Annotated in this window: 9 protein-coding genes; all 9 read right to left on the minus strand. The window is 58.7% G+C overall.

Annotated features, from left to right (window positions below; translation table 11 throughout):
• Positions 1–704 precede the first annotated feature (704 nt).
• A complete protein-coding gene (locus tag PP263_RS08850; RefSeq protein ID WP_308368033.1) occupies positions 705–3764 on the minus strand; it encodes a DEAD/DEAH box helicase in 3060 nt (1019 codons plus the stop codon).
• Positions 3761–5278 (minus strand): EH signature domain-containing protein, encoded by a 1518-nt coding sequence (locus PP263_RS08855; protein ID WP_308368034.1) that lies wholly within the window; start codon positions 5276–5278, stop codon positions 3761–3763. The genes PP263_RS08850 and PP263_RS08855 overlap by 4 nt, the downstream gene beginning before the upstream one ends.
• Positions 5278–6027, minus strand: coding sequence for an OmpA family protein (locus tag PP263_RS08860; protein ID WP_308368036.1), 750 nt, complete (start codon positions 6025–6027; stop codon positions 5278–5280). The genes PP263_RS08855 and PP263_RS08860 overlap by 1 nt, the downstream gene beginning before the upstream one ends.
• Positions 6024–7946 (minus strand): anti-phage ZorAB system protein ZorA, encoded by a 1923-nt coding sequence (zorA, locus tag PP263_RS08865; protein ID WP_308368037.1) that lies wholly within the window; start codon positions 7944–7946, stop codon positions 6024–6026. Before zorA ends, PP263_RS08860 begins: the two co-directional genes overlap by 4 nt.
• Before the next feature lie 21 nt (positions 7947–7967).
• Positions 7968–12965: an Eco57I restriction-modification methylase domain-containing protein gene (locus PP263_RS08870; protein ID WP_308368038.1), complete on the minus strand. Its 4998-nt coding sequence runs from the start codon at positions 12963–12965 to the stop codon at positions 7968–7970.
• Positions 12962–15610, minus strand: coding sequence for an AAA family ATPase (locus tag PP263_RS08875; protein ID WP_308368039.1), 2649 nt, complete (start codon positions 15608–15610; stop codon positions 12962–12964). The genes PP263_RS08870 and PP263_RS08875 overlap by 4 nt, the downstream gene beginning before the upstream one ends.
• A complete protein-coding gene (locus PP263_RS08880; protein ID WP_308368040.1) occupies positions 15607–16737 on the minus strand; it encodes a DNA repair exonuclease in 1131 nt (376 codons plus the stop codon). The genes PP263_RS08875 and PP263_RS08880 overlap by 4 nt, the downstream gene beginning before the upstream one ends.
• On the minus strand, positions 16737–19622 hold the full coding sequence (locus PP263_RS08885) for a DEAD/DEAH box helicase (protein WP_308368042.1): 2886 nt from the start codon (positions 19620–19622) through the stop codon (positions 16737–16739). Before PP263_RS08885 ends, PP263_RS08880 begins: the two co-directional genes overlap by 1 nt.
• Positions 19623–19894: 272 nt before the next feature.
• The gene (locus PP263_RS08890; protein ID WP_308368043.1) at positions 19895–21028 is read right to left on the minus strand and encodes a Fic family protein; all 1134 of its coding nucleotides are present in this window, start codon (positions 21026–21028) and stop codon (positions 19895–19897) included.
• Positions 21029–21293 lie beyond the last annotated feature (265 nt).

Here is a 21293-nt window from a genome sequence, read left to right on the forward strand (position 1 = left end):
AAAACCTATATCATCTATTCCAAGTTGACGGATTTCTTGCAAGGAAGTATTCGCTTCCGCGATTGCGCCCTGAACGGCCTGCCTGGCCGCCTCTTTGGCATCGACCAAAGTTTTGTGGGAACCTGGCTGCCTTTCGGGACCTCGCGGATAAGAGGCCTGCATGGGTTGAGAGTAACGACAAGGTAACCCATATCAGTCTCCGAATAGGGATCTTCGACGATCCGTACCGGTGCTGTAGACCTCAAGACATCGTCAATGGCTTCTTCTGCCATTTTCTCCGCGCTTTTTAGCAAAGGGGTGCCCGGTGTCGGTGACTGCTCGTGCATGGCTGCGACTTCTCCTTTGTAGGGGTTGTTTTTTTGAGTGATCTGGATCTTACCTATGGCAAGGGCCAACAACAATATTCACACCAAAAGCCAAATACTTTCTTCGCTTCTGTGTTCAACTTTCGCTACCGAGAGAGAACCCATGGCGGCGCCCTCAAAGGACGAACTTCGTATCATAAATAGATCCGTCCCCTTTTCCTTGCGCTTTTCCTTGGTCCCCTTTTCCTTGGGGGATCCTCACCGCTGGCGGTTCGCAGAAACCAGGGAGTGGCGACGGGCAAAGCGCTGTGCAGAAAGCGGTGAATCTCGTCCTGTAGTTCTGCACTGACAAGACTTGGCAGCATGGTTTACTTCCCCTTCTCAATCATGCATTTCACGTTAATCCACCAACCCGAGGGAACTGGCCATCTGCTGCTCACTGACCACATCCGTGGTAACCACCGCATCCTTGAGATCAATTTTGCCTCGCAATAATCGATCGAGGTGCACATCAAAGGAGTCAAATTTCGGATGCAGGAGCGCGGGCAGGTACACAAATACATCGCGTTCCTGACCGATTCGGTATACACGATCGCTGGCCTGCGCTTCTTTGGCGGGGTTCCAATGTCGCTCCAGGTGAACAACGTGATTGGCACCCACCACTGTGAGGCCGACTCCGGCGGCGACAGGAGACATGATAAGTATATTGAAACCTGGCTGTTCCTCGAAACGGGAAATCAGCTGTTTACGCGACAATACATCGGATTTTTTGGGAACCGCAGCAGTATCGCCATTGATAATGGAAATATCCAGGCCGTAGAGCGTATCCAGCCAGTATTTAAGCAGGCACTGTAATTTTTTGGTGATCATGAACAGGATCACCTTCTCGCCCCTGGCCTGGATTGCGTCCAGGGTGCGTAGCAAAGTTTCGAGCTTTCCACTTTCTCCCATTACGCCTCTTACTGCTGCCAGATCCTCAGCGTACAGCGCAGATTCATTGTGAAGACGCGGATGTTGTGAAACTCTACGCATGGTGGCCAGCGTAGCGAGGGCGATCGCTCTGCCGTCGCCCTCAAGCATCTCTTTTCGATGCTTATCAATTGCAGCGTTATAGGCCTGAAGTTGCCGGCCACGCATCTCGGCGGCTAGTGACGGATCGAAACGTAGAGAATCGGGTTCACTGCCTGACACACCTGAAAGAATCGTCTTGTCAGGCAGCCCCCGGAGTTGGTCTTCCTTGACGCGCCGCAGCATGAAAGGCCCCACTGCGTCGCGCAACGAGCGCCCATACTCTATACGAGCCTGGGTACGCTCCTCCGGAGAAGCCTGCTGGATCGGCTTAACCCAGCGTTCCCGAAAATAAGGCCAGTTACCGAGCAACCCTGGCTGAGCGGTGTCCATCAGGCACCAGAAGTCGCCAAGGGAATTTTCCACGGGGGTTCCGGTTGCCAGAAGCTTGAAATCCGCTCGCAGCCCCTTAGCGGAACGGGTCTGCAGGGTATTGGGATTCTTGATGTTCTGTGCTTCATCGAATACCACCATTCCCCACTCGATACTACACAGTGAGAACTGATAGTCCCGCAACACCTGGTAGGTGGTGAGAATCAGGCGGCGCTCCTGGTCCAGGCGTTTGGCTCCGGCCTCCGGCCCAATATGCAGCGCGTAACGTATGGCACTTGGGTCGACCTGGCCGGCTTCCATTCCATCTTCCGCTACCTCTTGTGATTCCCGTGCAACCCCCTTGATACGGAACTTGTTCAGGTCGGCGCCGGACTGCAGTATCACAACGTCCTTGAAGGGCGATTGCTTGAAGGTGAGCTCCACTTCGTCGCGCCAATTTTCCAGCAACGACAAGGGCGCGACCACCAGTGTTGGCCGCTCCTTGCCCTTGCGCTCACGCTGCATCCGGTAATATTCGTTCGAGGCAACAAGCGTCATAAAAGTCTTGCCCAGCCCCATGTCATCCGCCAGCAGGGCACCTTGCAAGCGATACAGGTCATCCGCTTGGCCGCCGAGCGCCTCTTTCAGCAGGGCGGTTATCCATGCGGTGCCCTCCCGCTGGTGGGGGTAGGGCTCGCGGTGCAGGGCCTTCCACTCGCAATCGTGGGCCTGCGCGTTACAGGCCTGCTCAGCCTGGGCGAGCAAGCGAGCGTTGATTTCATCAGCTTCCTTGAGCAGCACCACCAGGCGCTCCCGGCTGGGCTCCTCCCCATCCCGTGGGGTTTCAATGGTTTCTGCTGAAGCGGCATCTTCAGGGTTGGCAAGAGATTTCAGATGATTATCTATAGCATGGATGACCGCGTCACGGTCAGTCACGTCGATAGTTACGCCACGGAAATGAACACTGTCAGCCCCCTGCCCGTGGGCCTCTTCCACTCTTCGCTTGAGTTCCTCCCCGTCTTCCTGTGACTGCACGAGATCGCTGACTACTTCGACGATTTGCTCGACGGCATCCCACTGGAACCAGTCGGCCCTGTAGTCGCCACCGCTTTCAAATTCCATGTGAACAAACCGGCCCACCCCTTCTACGCGAACAGAAAAGCCGAGATCCAGATCAACCAGCGCTGCATCAAGGAAGGCGGAGGGTGAGCGGACAAACTCCTGCACCTGATCACGGGGAATGCTGCGATTGTGCAGCACTTCCCGCACCGCCTGGATACGCTCTGGTTCCAGTACCACTATGCGGTTGCCTATCCGCATCACGCCGGTTTTGTCTTCAGTGAGGTCAAGCTGGTTCCAGCGACTTTCCAGCTCTTTCTGGGTAGAGCCATCACCAAAGCTGGGGAAAAGTGTCAAACTGCCGTCCGGGTTCTGCCGTGCGGTCACACTGACTGATTCCGTGTTGTGGACTTCGAGCTTATCAAAGTGGGCCAGACCTACCGGCATGCCACTGCGTTGAGCAGTCTGCAAGGCTGCGGCCAGCTTCAGGTTTTCTTCCTCGCTGCGTTCTTCAGGCTGTAAGGCTTCATGGGCCTGGTGCGCCTTGAACGCATAGAGCATCGCCGGTGTAAGGCGATACGATTCGCTATCGCTCAACTCAATGAATGGCCCGCGGATACAGTAGGGAACGGAAGTATTATCGAGTTGGGCGGCAAGCCGCACACGAAAACTGCTGTGGCCGGTACGCCCACTGATATCGGCGTTAAAGCGTCCATTGAACAGCGGAGGAAGTTGCAGTATCTCCGCCGCATCGTCGTCGAGGCCGGCTACTGCCTCTGACAGGAGAAAAAAGGTGTCGGGAAGTTTCTCCGCAATACCCTGCTCCTGCAACATCATCAGCGTGATGTATTGGATTCTGGCCAGAGCGGGCCCATCACCCGTCGCCAGAGCACTACCCAGAGCAGGGTCGAGCCTAAAATAGAGCCCGCTCTGGTCGGCATAGGAGGAGAAGGCAGCCCTTTGGTCTTCAGGGCGGGAGGCTCTACCGAGAATACTTTCCAACAAGCTACGTAAACTCAAGAGCGCCTCCTGTTTCTACCACCACCGGAATCAACGAAGGGGATTCCGTAACTCTGAATATAATCACTGTACTCGCCTGGCAACATGAATTTCTCGATATCCAGGCCAATACCATTGTCACCCAGAAACTCAAACACCCGGCGCTGCCAAGTTCCACTGTGCTGAATACCGACATGCGGCAATCCGGGGTATTCCCGTTGGTATTTTCCAGGAACAACACGCGTCAGATCCGAATGGTTAAAACTTGTCTTGTTGTAATTTGTCAGCAGCTCGTCTGGCTTTGCTAGATAAATCCACAACTTGAAGTTATGCGAGCCTTCCAGCAGGAAAAAGTGACCGCAGTCGATATAAATAATTGCCTTATCATTGAGGCCGCCGCCTTCTAGAAGCGCATAGCTGACGCCACTGTCCTCGCCCAGAATGCTCTTGATGACTCGCTCCGCCTGCCAGCCAAGCATCAGACGGGTGTTGCGGATCAACTTCTCATTCAGCAGGCCTTCCAGAAACCGTTTGCGGGCGGGGTACATGCGTTGCAGGTCGTCTTTGCCCATTTGGATACCAAACTGCTCCACCGCCTGTAGAAACAGCCGCAGATCGAGCTTGGACAACCACCCGCGCACTTTCTCGGTGCGCGTAGCCCCCAGGGCTTGCCACCACTTGCGGTAGCTTGCAGAGGCACTGGCAACCCTGGGATCACCGGCGATATTCAGGACAAAGTTCCGCCAAGGCTCGGGCACCTCGCTGTCGACACGATCGATAATGATCTGCAGGACCGCGTGGCCGATGAGCTCATCCCCCTGATAAGGGGCATCGTGCACTGAAGCCTTGAGCAGCTCATCCATAACCGGATCAGTTGCCCCATAGGGCAGCTCTCGGAGTACATTGAGGTAATACAGTGCGCGACACACTTCGCCATAGCGACCGCCGACATAGGCAGCCAACCCCAAGCGCCTGAGCGTCTCCTCCAACTCCCTACCTGTGTCGATAACGGATTCTACGAGCTTGCGGGGTCCGCTATCACTGAAAAGCCATGGATAGCGCCTAGCCACCTGCCAGATATTGCCGGAGTCCTGATCCTCTCGTGCAGGGATAAGTTCACACTGCCGGGTAATGATCTGAGACAACACGTCACGAACATCCCCGGGCAGGTGATCATACTCAACCAGATAAAGCTCGCACAAATTGGACAAGGTGAGCCGGGACAGTCGAGGCTGGTGTGCCTTGGCCAGAAGTTCCAGCGCTTTCGGCCTGCACAGCGCCTTTCGAAAAGATTCATTCTCCAGCCACAGGCGCGTGCAGGCACGCGCGCCGGAGCGCGAATTCAGGGTCTCCGCAAGGCCCTGGAAATCCCGTTGCGCCAACTTCTGCAGTAACTCTTGCTTAACCCTTTGAAAAAAATCACCCTCTCCGGCACTACCGGCCTTTTCCGCCGCTTGGGAAGCCAGGCGCTGCCATCGGCTGCCGAACTCGGCGGGCCAACTGAAATCCAGTGGTGGTGTGGCCGGAAGACGCATCAGCGCACCTCCCTCACACTGTCACGCACCGCTTCGTACTCCTCGCTGCCGGGCCTACGAATAGTAAAGCGGATATCGATGCGTCGATTGCGACTGAGATCCTCTTCGCTAACCTCGTCTTCCACTACCGGCCGCGAAGCAGCGTAGCCACTCACCGAGAAGAGCGGGTCGCCAGTTTTATTGGACATATCGCTCAGGCGCTGCCCCTCAGGCAGTGCGGAATCCCAGAACAGCCATAGCGAGATTGCCCGAAAGGACGACAGGCACCAGTTGCCCTTTTCCCCGCATGAGCGACGCTGGAAGGGCCGTGAGTCTGTATGGCCTTCCACAAACACGGTATCCAGGTAATCGGCGCGATCGTCGACGGCAATCAGCGATTGCAGCACATCGCCAATCTGGTAGGCAGTATCCCGGTACTCCGGCTTGATCTCGTCGGACCCGGAATCAAACCCCAGCAGGTAGTTTGGAATGCGCAGCAGGGTTTTGTTTTCATTCAGTTGGACTCTGATCCCCCTGCGTTGCAATTCATCGGCGGCCTGAACAAGGATAGTCTCCCGGACTTTCTCAGCCCTCTTCAACAGCTCGACTTCCTCGTCGAATTCCTGCTGTTTTAGCATCAACTGAAGAATCAAAATCACTGAGGCCAGAATAAAGATCACCAACAAGCCCGACATAATGTCCGAAAAGGACATCCAATAGGGATTCTCTTCATCCACTGCCGCTTTGAGTGACTTCTGCCCCAGCCTCATGCGACGCGTGCCTCCAACTCATCCAGCACACTGGAGAGCGAGTCGCAGAGGCGGCTCATCTCCGTGGCGTATTTAACAGACTGGTTGTTCCATTCCTGCATGCGCTCTGTAACCTGCTGATTTACCTGCGCGGCATAAGCATCCAGCCACTTGGATGCCTGCTCCTCCACGCCGGTGACCTGCTGCGCCAACCCATGCCCTAGACGGGTGAACTCGTCGCGCACCGATTCGAGCCAGCTTTTTTGATGTCGCTCCAGCTCGCTGAACCCTTGGGTAGTCATATGGGCGGCGTCGCGATATGCCGCCACCGCATCGGACATCTGCTGTTGAAGCTGCGTCAGTGCGCCCAACTGTTCCTGGAACTGCTGTGCGATCCGCTGGTTATGCTCAGAAGTTTCCGCCAGACGCTGGGCGAGACCATCAATTCGATCACCCAGCACGCGATTGGCGGACTCCACCTTGGTGCCCAGCAGGCCGAGCTGGTTGGCAGTGCTGTCCATATGCTGGCTGCTGCTGTCCATAGCTGCACTGATGACTTCCAGCTTGCTCATGAGCACCTCGTGCTGTTCCGCCATCTGGCTGGATTGCTGCTGGGTTTCCGTCACCGAACGGCTCAACCCCTCCAGTAACGCCGACTGTGATTCCGAGATTGCCTGTACGTGGCCGCTGAGCTGCTCGTTACGCGCATTCTCTCTTTCCTGGGCCAAGCGCTGGATGGCACCGCTTTCCTCAGTGAGCTTTGCAAGCATGCCCTGGAACTGTTCCACCATGGCTTGCTGATTCTCATTGCTGACCATTGCCATACGCTGAACCTGCTGGTCGAGTACTTGCAGCTGTTCGTCGGTGGCTTCACGCTGCCGCTGTTGCTGTTCCTCCAGGTGCTCGGTGAGGTTCGCCAGTTTGCCGCTCATCTCTCCCACGGATTGCTCCATGCGCGCAGCGGCCTGGTCCATCATCGCGCTCTGGCTGCGACCCGCTTCGCCCATACCTTTCATAAAGCGGGTTACCAGTGACTCCAGTGCCGTTGTGGACTGATCCTGGCTATGGTTAACCAGGGAATCTATGGCTGGCCCCATGATGCTGTTCAAGGTATTGGTCAGCGCCTCCTGCATGGAATCGCTCATGCCCTGAACGGCCTCCTGCAGGCGGTCACCGATGCGTTCATGCAATTCCTGCAGGGCTTCACGGCTGTGCTGGCTGTGCTCGGCAATCGCTACCAGGGATTGTTCTGCAGGAATACGGGGGTAGAGAAAATCCACCCTATGCTGGATTGCGACGATGCCCTTGATCGCTTGGCGCTCGGTGAACTTCTCAAAGAGGTTCAGTATCAAGCTGGCGGCAACACCCCACACCGACGTCATAAAGGCCATCGCAGCCCCGGCAATCAGGCCATCGATACCATTACGCAAGGTGTCGATGTCGGAGCGGCTATCGAGATTAAGGCTGTTAAGCCCCACCGTCAGACCAACGAAAGTCCCCAGTACGCCAATGGCCACCAGAAAGCTGGGGGCGGCGGCCAGAAGGCGACTTCCCGTTAAACCGGAGGCCAGTGTCTGGTTATTGAAAAAGTGGCTGGCGTCGTAAGTATTGAACAGCTGTTCACTGTCAGGGGACAAAACCAGGGTTTCATCAAATTCCTGCCATAAGGGGCCGACCTCTTTCGGGTCCCACTCCTTTGCACTCTCTCGGGTTTCGCGGCGCTTGAAGGCCAACTGCTCCCTGCTTTGCCCATCCAGGAGCCGGTGCAGCGTGCGCATGCGGCGCCGGTAGCGCCAAAAATGCCTGATTACCGCCAGTACGGATATCACCAGCACCAGCACTATAGCCATACAGAACCAGGCCGCAATGCCGGCACTGTTCAAAGTGAGTGCGGCGAAAAAATCCGGTATTAACAACTCAAAAAAGTTAATTTCGGTCACAATATCCCCCAATATTCGTTCTTATTCGGTACCCAGTGCCTCTGCCAGGCGGGCCTCGACGCTGCCCGCGCGCCCTTCCTGTTCCTCAAAAAATATCCAGGCGAGGCGATAGTCCTGGTCTCTGTCCGGTTTGAAGAACGGCGCCTCAAAGACGATGGTGCGCTCGGTGGGGCCACCGGGCAGGGTGTCGTCCATAAAGGTTTTGCTGACGGTGCCGGATGGCAGGTCTTTGATCTCCTCCCAGCCCAGGGCGATGCCCTGTTCGCTACGGCCGCCGGCGTGGATGGCGTAGTGGATGCCGTCTCTCAGGTCGGATTTTCTGGCCTTGCGCGGCAGGCCGACGCCCACCAGGCCCTTGCTGGGGGTAAAGACGATGCGGCCATTCTGGTCGTACCAGGTGTCGGCTTCGTACTGGCGCATTACCGGGAACTGTACCCGGTAGATGGTAAGCAGCTCATCCAGGGTCAGATCCAGGGCCTGGGCCACCAGCACGTCGATTTCCAGCAGGGCCTGGCGGCGGGCGTAGTCGGAGCGCAGGGCGCAGTCGCGCTGCCAGTCTTGGGTGAGTTCGCTGAAGAAGCGTTGTGGCAAGGCTTGGGCGCCGGGGTGGTCGCTGTCGGTGGGGATGGACCAGCGTTGTTGGCGGAATTTGGGTTGGTAGTTGGATTGCCAGAGGTCGGCGTAGTGGTTTATTACAGATACTAAAGAGAGAGCACGGACTACAGCTCTAACCTTAATTTCATCAGCAAACTCGATAATCGGAAATTTTGCAATAACGCTTTTATTAGCGTGACCTGCCCCTGTGCTTTTAACTTGGAAGTCAACTGGCAGCGAGATGGCTGTAATGAAAAATTCAATCAGATCTTCGTTCCGAGCGAAAACCTGCTGGATACATGTATGAATATTCCCAGGGCCTTTTGGAATCAGTGTTCCGGCTAGCGTCCGCTCTCCTGATTGACTAAGCATTTCGCGACTAATAAACCGATAATACTCCGTCACCCGTTTGGGCCCGCTTTCGCCTGCTTCGGTCCAGGGGACGGTGGGGGTGCGGGCGCGGTAGGTATCGGCATCGCAGGCGGGCACATAATTGGTGCGCGGCAGGTAGTCGTCCGGTAGAGTGGTCAGGTCGAGGCTATCGTAGGCCTTGTTGCTGTTACAGATGGCGCGCGGGGTGTTGTAGAAGGGGTTACCGACAAAGAAATGGGGGCCGGACAGCACCCACTGTTCCGGGTTCTCCGGGAAGCGAGTTTCCCGTTTGATAGTGCCATCGTTCTGAGCATTGGTTTCGTGCCACATTTCCAGTGACAGATATTCGCCCTTCAGGTCCCCCAGCCGGCGCGGCTGGGCGGCGAACTTTTCCAGTACCGCAATCAACTGCCGGGCATGCAGGGCGGGCAGGCGGGCTTCCAGTGCATCGGTGCCCGCTTCATCGTACAAGCGCGCAAAGAGCCCTAGTTCGGTTTCCGAAACCGTCAGCACACGATCCTGGTGCCCTTCGAAGCACCATTTGACCTTGATGCGGCCATCGGGAAGTTCCAGTTCTTCTTTAATGCCCGGAACTTCACCATCACCGTTGTGATTGAAAGAGACATCCAGCGTTTGCGGTATAAACAGATTGGATACGTGAAAAAATCCAACCTCATTTTTCGGGCCATGCACATTAATGCTAAACAGTGTTTGGTTGTGGACCTCGGCAAAGAGCTTGGTTTCATTGATAAACTGAAAATGCGCCCGCAAGCGCGGATACAGGGCACGCCGGAATCCACCGCCCTTGGGATCGTCATAGACCCCTTCCGGATGCAGAAAACCGCTGACACCCCTGTTGCTGCCATTGGCCCAGGCCCGGGGCAGGAAGCATTTATAGAGATTGGTCTGTACACCGCGTAGCGAGGGATAGTTCACCTGCGCATTCAGAAAATTCTGCGCCCCTTCCGACTCCTCGTACTCCCCGATCCACTGCCGCTTGAGCCCCGGCAGCCGCTCAAAGGTCTCCTCCCGCAACTTGACCAATTGCGGCGCGGTCATTTTACGAATGACAAACAGCGGCTCAGCATCACCCAACACATCACCGCTGCTCCACTCCACCTTGAGCCAGGGCGGGTTCCCCAGAATCAGGTCGAAGCCACCGTTGCGCTGGAAGATATCGGCGAAGGTCAGTTCCCAGTGGAAGAACTTGCGCTGTTCGGCAATGGCATTGGCGGCCTGCAGGCGCGGGAAGGCGCTGAACAGGGCCTTGAGGTTGATGGCGCCGTACTTATTGGTAAAGCGCCTGCCCTGCTCCGGGTTGTCGCCGGGCGCCGCCTCAAACAGGGTGACCTGTTCGTTGACGCGGCGGGTATCCACTACATCCGCCAGCAGCAGGTTTTCCAGCTCCTGCAGCCACTGTTCGCGGCTGGGCAGTTGCCCGGCCTGATCGATGGGCCAAAACCAGAGGGCACACCAGTAGTCCATGGCCAGTTTCAGGCGGCGGTAACTGCCGGCGCTTTCCATCTGGCTGGCCAGCAGTTCCTGGTCCAGCACCTGGTCCTTGAAGGAAAGCGAGCTGGCCTCGCCGCTGGCGACGTGGCCGAGAATGGCATAGGGATCGGTGGTGCGCAGGCGCAGGCGGGCCTGGCTGGCGGCGTGCTCGCGCCAGAGTTCATCCACGCGTTGGCTCAGCACTTCCAGGCGGGCGATATCGTCCCTGGCAAAGGGTTTGGTGAACTGCTTGCGCCAGTCGGCAATGCGTTTGATCTGTTCCTTGTACAGGGCTTTGACGTCTTTATCCGTGTAGTTGGCCATGCCGCTGTCGGGCAGCAGGAAGTGCCAGATATGGCCGGCCAGATCCGCTTCTTCCCCTTGCTTCACTTTCAGAGGCAGACGCAGGGGCGCGCTCTTGAGCCAGCTGCCGTCTTTGCTGTGGGCCAGCTGTTCCTTTTTGAATGCCTCGCGGCGGGCGCCGATCAGGGAGTTGCCGTTGTGCAGTTGCAGGCCGAACCAGGGCACAAAGCGGTCGGCGCTCAGGGCGTTGAGCCACAGCGATACCTCGGCCAGTTCCACCGCCACCGGGTTCAGGTCCACGCCGAATACATTGTTGTCGGCGAGGTACATTTTCACTTTCTGCTTTTCGCGGGCGTAGTCCTGCTGGGAGATGCGTTCACCGCGGGCGGACTGCACCAGTTGCAGGTATTTGTCCGCCAGTTGGTTGATGGCCTCATTCAGGAAGGCCGCGCTGCCCATGGCGGGCTCGCAGACGTTGAGCTGCAACAGGCGCTCGGCCCGGGCGGCATCGTCCGGCAGTGGGTCCAGCTGTTCTTTCCAGACTTCCTTGAGGGCGTATTTCACCAGTGACTGGGTGAGTACTTCCGGCGTGTAGTAGGAGGCGGACTTCTGCCGGTCGCGGCCCGCCAGCCGGTAGATAAAGCTGCCCTTGGGGTGCATCAGCAGTTTGTTTTTGCCGGAGGCCTCGTCCCTGGTGGTGACCTTCTCGTCGCCCTCGTATTCGGACAGGGCTTCGGCATTGACGAAATAGCCGGTGCCCAGCGGGTCCCACTTGTCTTTTGCCGGCTTCACCTCGTAGAGATCTTCCCTGGCAAAAAAGCCCCGGTAGCTAAGCAGGGCCTCGTACACGGCGCCCAACTGGTTGATGCCCAGTTGGGCATAGGAGATGCGCCCCCTGCGCTTTTTGCCTTTGGCCGGGCGGCTGAGGCTCATCAGTTGGATAACGCGCTGCAGCAGGTGGTTGGGGAAGACCACCCTGTTCAGCAGGCGGGTGCGGTCCGGATCGAACAGGTGGCTTTTCAGGGCCTGGATGGTGAAGGCGTCGCGGCCGGATTGGCGGCTGTGGGCGGCCAGCATGTCCTGCCTGGGTTCGTAGCCGTCGTTGACCAGGCGGAACAGCATCCTGAGGCTGTCGTTGAAATAGCGGCCGTTGCGCTCGGCATCGCTGGTGAGTGGGATCAGCTCCAGCTCGCGCAGGTGTTCCAGGGAGTAGCCGCGCAGGTAGGTTTCACTGCTGACCGGGGCGTAGCCCAGCTCGGGCCGGGCCTCGATATAGAAGAGAAACAGCAGCCGGTACATATAGCGCAGGGCTTCCAGGCTGAGTTCCGCCGGGTCCAGGGCCTCGCGGCCGGCGTAGATACTTTTCTTCTGCTGCTGGGCGCGGGCTTCCAGTTGCCGGGCCGCTTCGTTGCCCAGCAGTTCGATACATTCGCGCAGGGCGTATTTCAGGTCTTCGGAGACGCCGTAGGCGTGCTTGTGGGCGTTTTCGTCCAGGGTGTCGAGCAGGGCCTGGCCCTGGTGGTCCAGCAGGGAATCCCTGTGCAGCAGTACGCTGACGGCTTTGAGGGTATCGGTTTCGCGGCGGCTGAGCAGTTCCACCCAGTCGAAACGCAGCAGGCGGTGCTGGGCGAATTTGCTGCGGTCCAGGAGCAGCCACTGGCGCGGGGAGACCAGCAGGACCCAGCGCGGGGGTTGCGGCAGGCTGAATATCTGGGTGCTGAGCAGTTTCTGCCAGTCTGGCCGGGCGCCGTTTCTGCGGAGGGCGGTCTCCAGCTCGACCTGTTCCGGCTGCAGGGTGCAGGTGAGCGGATCAATATCTTGCTCTTCCTGCTGGGCAGGTAAGGCTTCCAGAATCCACAGTAGCGGTGTGCCATCGGCGTTGTTCAGTGCCCCAATCAAGGGCAGCTCGGTGCCGTCTTCACAGGTATGGGAGCGGGGCTGGCAAGGGAGTTCCAAAACCTCCAGCAGGCGACGGCAGAGGCTGCGCACGGCAGTGAGCCGCTCCTGGGGCTGACGCAACCGCTCGCTGTCTTCCAGCCGCTGCAGCAATTCGCGGCCGATACCGGACAGCAGCGCGTGGGGGGTGCGGTAGCCGCTGTACTGGGCCGGCTTTTCGCCTTTGCTCTTGGCCAGTGCCCGGGATTCATCCTCGCGCTGCTGCCAGGCGGCCAGTACGTCTTTTACATCACCGGCAAAGATCTCGGACAGGTAGTGGTCCGAGTAGAATTCGTTTTCGTTGATCAGGCCGATATGGTTCATGCAGCGTTTACCTTGAGTGCTTGCATATCGCGGGGGCTGACACCCAGGTCCTGCCAGTTTTCCAGGTGGCAGGAGAACAACAGGATCTGGTGACGCTGGGCGGCATCGAACAAGATCCGTTTCATCTGCACCAAGCGGTTGGCGTCGCTGTGCACCAGGGCGTCATCCAGCATAACCAGGGTGGGCTTGCCGGCTTCGTGAAGCAGGTCTGCATAGGCGAGGCGGCTGATCAGCCCCATTTGTTCCCGCGCTCCGTAGCTGAGGGCAGTGACTTCACCTCGCTCTTCCCCACCGCCATTTACCGTGCGGGTGAGGCTGGTAGGGATGAGATTTTCGTCCACGCTGAGGCTGGCACCGGGGAACAACAGTTTCAGGTAGTGATTCAGGTGTTTTTGCAGGGGCGCCTGCAATTGCCGGGTGAGGGCCTGGCGTTTGTCGCGCAACAGGTTGAGCAGCAGGTCCAGGGCACGGGCATGGCGGGCCAGTTCATCACGGCGGCGCTGCAGGCGCTCGGTTTCCTGTCGCAGGGCGGCATATTTCTCCTCCAGGCCCTGGGCCCCCAGGGCGTCGAGTTCCACTTCCAGGCGCTCTATGGACCTGCTGCGTTCACCGGCGGCTTTCTCCATGGCGTCGGCTGAGCGGGTAAAGCGCTCCACGTCCTGCTGGAGAATATCGGGGTTGGCCTCGTCGATCTGTTGCTGCCGCTCTTCCAGGTTGCGCTGCAATTTAGCCGCCTCGGCGTTCAAATCGGCCAGGGCGTCATTGGCGCGCTGCTCGCGCGCTTTACGATCCGGGGCCTGGAGCTGGTCATTGAGTAGCTGCCATTCGCGCAGGGCAGTTGCCTGCGCCTGCTCCGCCAGGCCCAGCTCCCTTTTGTGTTCGGTATGGGCTTGCTCAATGGCCTTGAGGTTTTCATGGGCCCGGTCACGTTCTGATTCTGCGGCGGCTTCATCCGGCAGGTCCGGGTTGTGCTCCGGCATGTCCTTGAGTTTTTCCGCATGGGCATCCCGTTGCTGTTCCAGCAGAGTCACCTGGGCAGACAGGGCATCCACGCCTTTGGGGGCCAGACTGTCCAGGCGCAGTTGCAGGTGGTCGATCTGCCGATTCAGCATCTGGCTGTCTTCAGCCCGTTTTTCTCCGTCTTCCAGGCTGGGGATGTCCAGTTGCTGCAACAGGCTTTGCCGATCACTTTCCAACTCCTGTTGTTGCCGCCGCAGTTCCGCCACATCGGTACCGCCTGGCTCCAAGCGCAGGCTACCGATACCGGGGATGGCAATATTGGTGGTTTCCAAAAGCAGGGCTTCGCCGGTACCGCTGACGGTGTTCTGGCCGACAGTGATGGTCTGGCCGTTTTCCAGGGCATAGTGCAGGCGGGTTGCCAGGGTCTGTTGCCGGATACGCAGCTCGTTCAGCTGTTGCTCCACTTGCCGCAGTCTGGCCAGGCTATCTTTGTCCAGGGCGATAGCCTGGTACTTCTCGCGGCTTTTCTGCAGCTCGGCCTGGCAATCGCGAGCCTGTTGCAGGGTGTCTTGTTGCTGTTTCAGGTTTTCAATGCGCTGGTCATATTCTTTTTGCAGGGCCTGCCGGGCGGACTGCTGCCTGGCCTGCTGGTACAAAGCAACCGCTGCATCGTATTGCTGCTTTGCCTGTTTCAATTGCGCCTGCAGGCGAGGCCCGCGGGCACCTATGTCTTCCAGGGCCTCGGCCGTCGCCTGTTTGTCCTTTTCCCGTTCGGCCAGTTGGTTGGCCTGGTTCTGAAAATCCCGCAACTGCTGGCGATGCAATGCCTGTTCCTGCCGGCATTGCCGCAACGCCTGTTCTTCCCGTTCTTGTTCGGCCTGCCAGCGTTTAACTTCCGCCAGTTGCTCGCCGGCCTTTTCGGCTTGCTGGCGTTGGGCCTGCCAGGGACGGGGGGCATCGATGTCCTGCTGCTGTTTGCGCAGGTTGCCAAGGTGATCTACCTGCTCACGGTATTGGGTGATTTTCTGTCTCAGCTCAGCCAATTCCGCGTCTTTTTTATCACACTGGGCGATAAGCGCTTTGTATTCACCGGTTTCCCGGCCGGTGTTGGTGAGCAGTTGGCCACGCGCCTTTTCCACCTGGCCGATAAGAGCATCGCCGCTGCTGCTGGCGATTTCACCCAGGCTGCGGCCAAGGGCGGTTTGCAAGTAGTCGCCGGCGTAGCTGACCGAGTTATGGATTTCCTGGACGTCACCCTGCTGCACCCACAACAGGCCCGGAATTCCCCAGTGTTCCGGTTTGCTGGCCCCGCGCCCGGCAAAGCTGTACCCCAGCAGCTCCGCCAGGCGCTCTTCCGCTTCATCGCCACTGAGGTGTTGGTGGTCGATGTGCAGATCGCAGCGTTTGTTTTTGAGAAAACGCTTATTAAGAGTCCAGCCACTGCCCTGCCACTGGAAAGCCAGCTCAATTTCCGGTCTGGCGGAAGAGTCCCCCCAGGGCTGCAGATCATCGACACTGCTGGATTTGTGCTTTTCAAAGAAGGCCGCTCGAATGGCGTGCACCATGGTGCTTTTGCCGGATTCATTGGGGCCGACAAAGAGATTGATACCCGGCTCCAGTTCGGTGATTTCCAACGCTTGCCGGAATTGCCTGACCTGCTCGATGCGCAGACGAGTGAGTTTCATTGTGCTTCCTCCTGCCTGGTTTGGGTCTGCAGGAACCCTGCGAGGATGGCGAGCGCATCGCGGGCGGTCTGCTGGTCATCGCCCGGCGCGGCCTGCAGATCTCGCAGATCGCTGATGACGTCGCCCACATACCCATCGGCATGCAGGGCGGCGATGTCTTCTTCGGTGGGCTGCAGGTCCAGTCCGGACAGGTGATATTGCAGGCTGCGGTGGCGGCCTTCGGCGGCGGCCAGGGCCTGGCGCAGGCGCTGGTGACCTGCCAAGTCCAACTGGCCGTCGATGGTGAGATCCACCACGGAATCAGCCGGCAATGCATCCAGCGCGGCAAGCAGTTCATCCAGGTCTGACTCGACGGCAAGGGTATGGTGCAGGCTGTGCCAGGGATATTGGCCGATGACGTGAGCCTGGACCTGAGGCTCGGCCCCGGGCTCCGGGATGTCTACGATAAGCGCCTGACCGGCCCCATTGTCCTTGAACCGCTCCTGCTCCGGGGTGCCGCTGTACCAGGTGCGGGCGTTGATCTGTTTGCAGCCGTGCCAGTCACCCAGGGCCAAATAGTCCAACCGGGCACTAGTGGCCCGGTTTTCAGCGATGGGGTTGGGGGAGTCCACGACATCGGCCAACTGCCCTTCAACACTGCCGTGGGCCAGACCGATACGCACCAGCCCTGCCGGTGTTTCGGCATGATCAAACCAATCGGTGAGGTCCTGATGGGTCTGCCGTTGGGTCAGCGGAGCGGGCAGGATGGCAAAGCCGGCTGCCTCGAAAACTGCCGTCTCAGGGGCCAACAGAACATGCACATTCTCCGGGATGGCATTGATTCGGCTGGCCCGTGTCCAGATGCTTTCCGCCAGAGCGGCATCGTGATTGCCGGGAATGAGAATCCAGGGGCCGGCAAACCCCGACATACACTGGAAAGTACGGTGCAGGGTTCGGTCGCTGACCGTTTGCGTATCGAAAACGTCACCGGCCACAAGGACGGCGTCCACCTTTTCGGCAACAGCCAGCTCTGCCAGCCGCTCCACGGTTTTGAATCGGGCATCAGACAGGACGGCAGCGTCTTCTTCGGCGAAGCGGCCGTATTGCCGGCCGATCTGCCAGTCAGCGGTATGCAGGAAGCGTGGCATCAGGCGTTCTCCTTTCCCTGTTGTCCGGTAAGCACTGCCGCTACCTGAATGTAGGGCTGGTCTTCTGTGCTCTGGGTATTGTCCAGCCAATCCTGATAATCCTGGAACAGGCGGTCGATATGCCGCTGGCGCTCTTCGCGGGTGCGGGCTTTGAGACTTTCGTGTTGCCCGGAGCGCTCCAGCTCCAGGTGCAGCTGGGTTTGGTGTTTATCCTTGAGGGCAGCCAGGCGCTGCTGCTGTTCCTCCAGGCTGGCTCGGCGCTCGGATTCAAACGACGCCTTGAGGCGCTTGAGGCGCGTGCCGGCCTCCTCCACGGCCAGGGGCAGCAGGGACTGTAGCGGGCCGGTATCGCCGGTATACCCCGGGTTGGGCAACTTGCCCGGATAGAGTTCGAATCGTTCCTGCAGGGTGGCCCAATCGAAATCACCGGCGATGGCACCATCGCGGATATGCACCCCCACCCAGTCCTGAATCAGCACATGCCCCCGGCGGTTGGGAAAGCCGCCGTGGATCAGCACGATGTGCTCGTTTTCGGCCAGTTTGCCCGGCAGCCGCAGCACCGGCGCGGTATGGCGGCCAAAGGCGTTCAGAGCGCGGTCTGACAGCCACTCCATGACCGGGTGAACGGGCCAGAGGAAGTGCAGCTGGGGCCAGAGGGCGCCCTCTTCCTGGCGGGTACGCCGGATTTCGTTGTCGATGGCGGACTTGTCGGTGGTGAGCGCAAAGCGGTCGTGCTCGGGCCGGCACTCGCGGGGCAGATAGTTCAGCCTCGGCTGCAGGTCCCTGGGGGCGGTGATCTCGAAGACGTTATCCGCGATGGTCGCATCCAGCTTTTCGCCCCGCTCGGCGAACCAGCGCAGGGCGGCACGGGCGTATTCGAGGCCGTTGGGAAATACCCGCTGCAGGGCGCCGAGGGACTCGCCGCCGGTCTGTACCGGGTCCGGAATAAACTTGTCCAGGGGCGCTTCGCTGTCTTTGGCGGTGCCGTCCATCAGGGACTCAAACAGGGCCCAGGCGTCGTCACTGTCATCCTGCTCCATGGCGCCGGCCACGGCCTCTTCTTCGGCCTGCTGGTCGTATAGACCGAGGAATTCGGAAGGGTCGCCGATGTTCTTGCCGGCCTGGTTGTCCTTTTCGATCAGCACCTCAAGGATGCGCTGGTCGCCCCGGATTTTGGGGTGGCTGCTCTCGGTGAGCAGGTAGCGGATTTGCGGCTGTTCGGTCTGGCCGTAACGGTCGATACGGCCATTGCGCTGCTGGAACACCATCAGCGACCAGGGAATATCGAAGTGGATCATCCGGTGGCTGAGATGGTGCAGGTTGATACCTTCGGAGGCCACATCGGAGCAGACCATGATCCGGATGGGGCTTTCCCTGCGGTTGAACTGCTCCACGGTGTCCATGAGGTCGCGGTCGCGCATGTCGCCGCGCAGCACGGCAAGCTGGCCCTTTTTTAGCTCCAAGTCTTTGTGCAGCTGCTCGGCCAGAAACTCCAGTGTGGCAATGCTTTCGGTGAAGATCACCAGCCGGTCTTCCGGCTTGCTGGGCTTCCAGCCCATGACGTTGGTGATCTGATCTTTCAGCAGCTGGTACTTGCTGAACTGGTCCGGGGTAATGGCCTTGAGGGCCAGTTCCAGCCCCTGGAGGGCATCGATATCCTCGATCAGGAGGGTTGCGCGCTCGTCGTCACGGGTTCTCTCCAGCTGCTTTTGCAGCCGGGCAATACGGTTGCGAACGAAGGACAGGCAGGCCGCCGGGCTGGAAAACAAAGCCTTTTCCAGGGAGGTGCGGAAGAGTTGCCCTGCCCCACTGTCGCGGCCGTCCAATGTATGGAAGCTGACCTCCATCAGCCGGTCGTAGGCGGCATCTTCCAACTGGGTGGCTTGAGTCTTCGCCACCTCGATTTCCCGTTCCGGGAAGCTGCCCTGCAGTTGGTCGCGCACGTCCTTCTTGAAACGCCGGATCACCAGGCCTTTGTCCCGGAAGTCCCCCTCCGCGTAGTCCGCCGGGTTGGCGATGGCGGTTGGGTCCAGCATGTTGACCAGGCTGGCAAAGCTCTCTGCCTTGCCGTCATGGGGAGTGGCCGACAGCATGATAAGGGTGTCGGAGCGGGTGGCCAGCAGCTTGGCCAGCCGTGACCGCTGGGAGTTGGAGCTGCGCTCAGCCACATTGTGGGCTTCATCGATGATGATGATGTCCCAGTAGGCCTGCTCCAGGTAGTGCCGGTATTCGATATCCTGCTTGAGGGTATCGATGGAGATGATGGCACGATCGAAGTAGTGGAACGGGTTGTGGTTGGCCGGGATGCGATTGCGCACCCGCTGCAGGCCGGTGGAGTCCAGGCGCACCAGGGGAATGGTGAAACGGTTCCAGAATTCCTGCTGGAACTGGGTGAGCATGGATTTCACGGCCAGCACCAGAATGCGTTTGCCGCGACCACGGGCGATCAGTTCGCTGGTGAGAATGCCCGCTTCCAGGGTCTTGCCCAGACCCACGGCATCGGCGATCAGGATACGCTGGCGGGGCTGCCGCAGGGCTTGCAGGGCTGGCTGCAGCTGGTAGTCGAGCTGGTCGATGGCGGCGCGGTGGCCCAGGTGCAGGCGCTGATCGGAAGGTGCGGTCTTTCTGAGCAGGGAATCCAGGTACAGCAGGCTGCCGCCGAAGTTGCCAGAGGTGTCGTCGACCAGCAGGGTTTCCCTTGGGTCCAGAATGCGCGGCTTGTCCAGCTCGGACAGAAACAGGGCCTCGCGCCCCTGCACCAGTTCAGACAGGCCTTCACAGGTGAGGATGTAGCCGCCATCGGAGCTGTGGTCGACTCGCTTGATACGCCATTCAGCGTCCCGCACTTCCACCCGCATGCCGGGCGCATACATCGTGTTGCTCATACTTTCTGGGTTCCTGAGCCAACAGCCGGGGAAATAGAGGTCCAGGCGGGAAGGTCAATAACACATCTCTTCGCCACAGGTCCCGAGTACAATCCGCATACGTCGGGATCGCCCCAGTTTGAAAAGGCTGGATTACTTGCTTTTGTTATCCGTTCTCAAACCATCCTGCCCACCCTTCCAGACAAGAAGGGGGCGGAGTCCAATTCCGATCGGACCATGTTCATTTTGTTAGCGCGAACCTTATCACAGTTCATCACAGCGTGGACCGGCTCCTACGAGGCCGGGGCAATCGGAGCCAACTGCGGAAAATACCAGGGTTCCGCGTGCTCGGGTATCGCCCACCGCAATGGCGAACGATTACTGGTTTCAGTAAGCAGGCCATCACTTTTCATTTGGGAAATCAGACGGCGGGCGCTGCGTTCCGAACCGCCGGCCATCTCTATGACCAAAGCGCGAGCCAGCTCTCCCTCGACAAATGCTTGCAACAGAATATTGGCGGCCGCGGGTTTCAGCTCACCGTATCCCACAACCCGTCCATCATTGCGCGCCTGAACGTAGCTTTTTATCCGCTCACGCAGACCCTCCAGTTTCAACAGCTCTCCGATGTAGTTCACCTGGTCCAGCGCTGTATCCAGCATAAATTCACAGAATTCCAGCAGTGCCGTTTCACTCAGGGCACCGCGCCCGTCGTGGTTTCCCTGTCGCGGGAAATCCGCGCGGGCCAGCAATCCCTTGTAACGATCCGACGCGCGCGCGAGCCCCCGGCTCAGGCACCAGACGCCCACGCTCTCCAGTCCTGCCAGCCGCAGGGCCTCGTCGGTAAACAGACGTGCAACCCGGCCGTTGCCATCGAGAAAGGGATGAATCCAGGCAAAACGGTGATGGGCGCACATAGCCGCGATCACTTTTTTGTCGCCCCGATACCGCAGCGGCGAATAGGTCTCGCAAAACCCGCGCACAAGGCTATCCAGATCTTCGGGGGATGGAGGGACGTGTCGCCCTACCGTTACGTCCATGTCCCTCCATTCACCCGGAACCACTTCACCAATCAGATCTCCCGAGCGATTGCTGATCCGGCGCAAACTGTCCGGCACTCCAATGTAGAATTGCCGGTGCAGGGCGCGAATGAAATCCGAAGAATAGAGTGTACTCGCGTCAAGCCTCTGTTCAGACAACCACTCCTGAACGGCAATATGTGCCACAGACTCGAGTTGCAGATCCCGCTTGACGGGATCGGCCGAAAAGTCACCACGCTGGGCCGCGCGTATTTCCGCAGGCTGAGTTCGGTTGCCCTCGATCAGGTTGGAATAGTAGGAATTGATCACAGCCATATGGGCCTGCAGCACAACCCTGCTGACGGGGGCGAGATGGCCCGCTAGCTTTGCAGAGGCGGCGACCAGAGCCATGGCTTTGTCCGGCAGCGATGAATCCGCCAGAGCTCTGTCGCTGGGAATAAATGGCGCTATATCTAAGATACTGGTAACCATAGGCAAAATGGCCGGATTTATGGCCAGTTCAAAAATATCATAATGAATTGATTTTAATAGATTTTTTACAGGTTCAAGCTCTACCCATGGCCTTATTTTGGCCGGTTTCCAACAAGATGGTCAAACCGAAAAGCTTCAATCTCTAAGTACAGGAACAACCAGACGCCAGCGTCACCACTCAAAC

The sequence above is a fragment of the Microbulbifer sp. TB1203 genome (genome assembly GCF_030997045.1).
In the GTDB taxonomy this organism is placed as follows: Bacteria; Pseudomonadota; Gammaproteobacteria; order Pseudomonadales; family Cellvibrionaceae; genus Microbulbifer.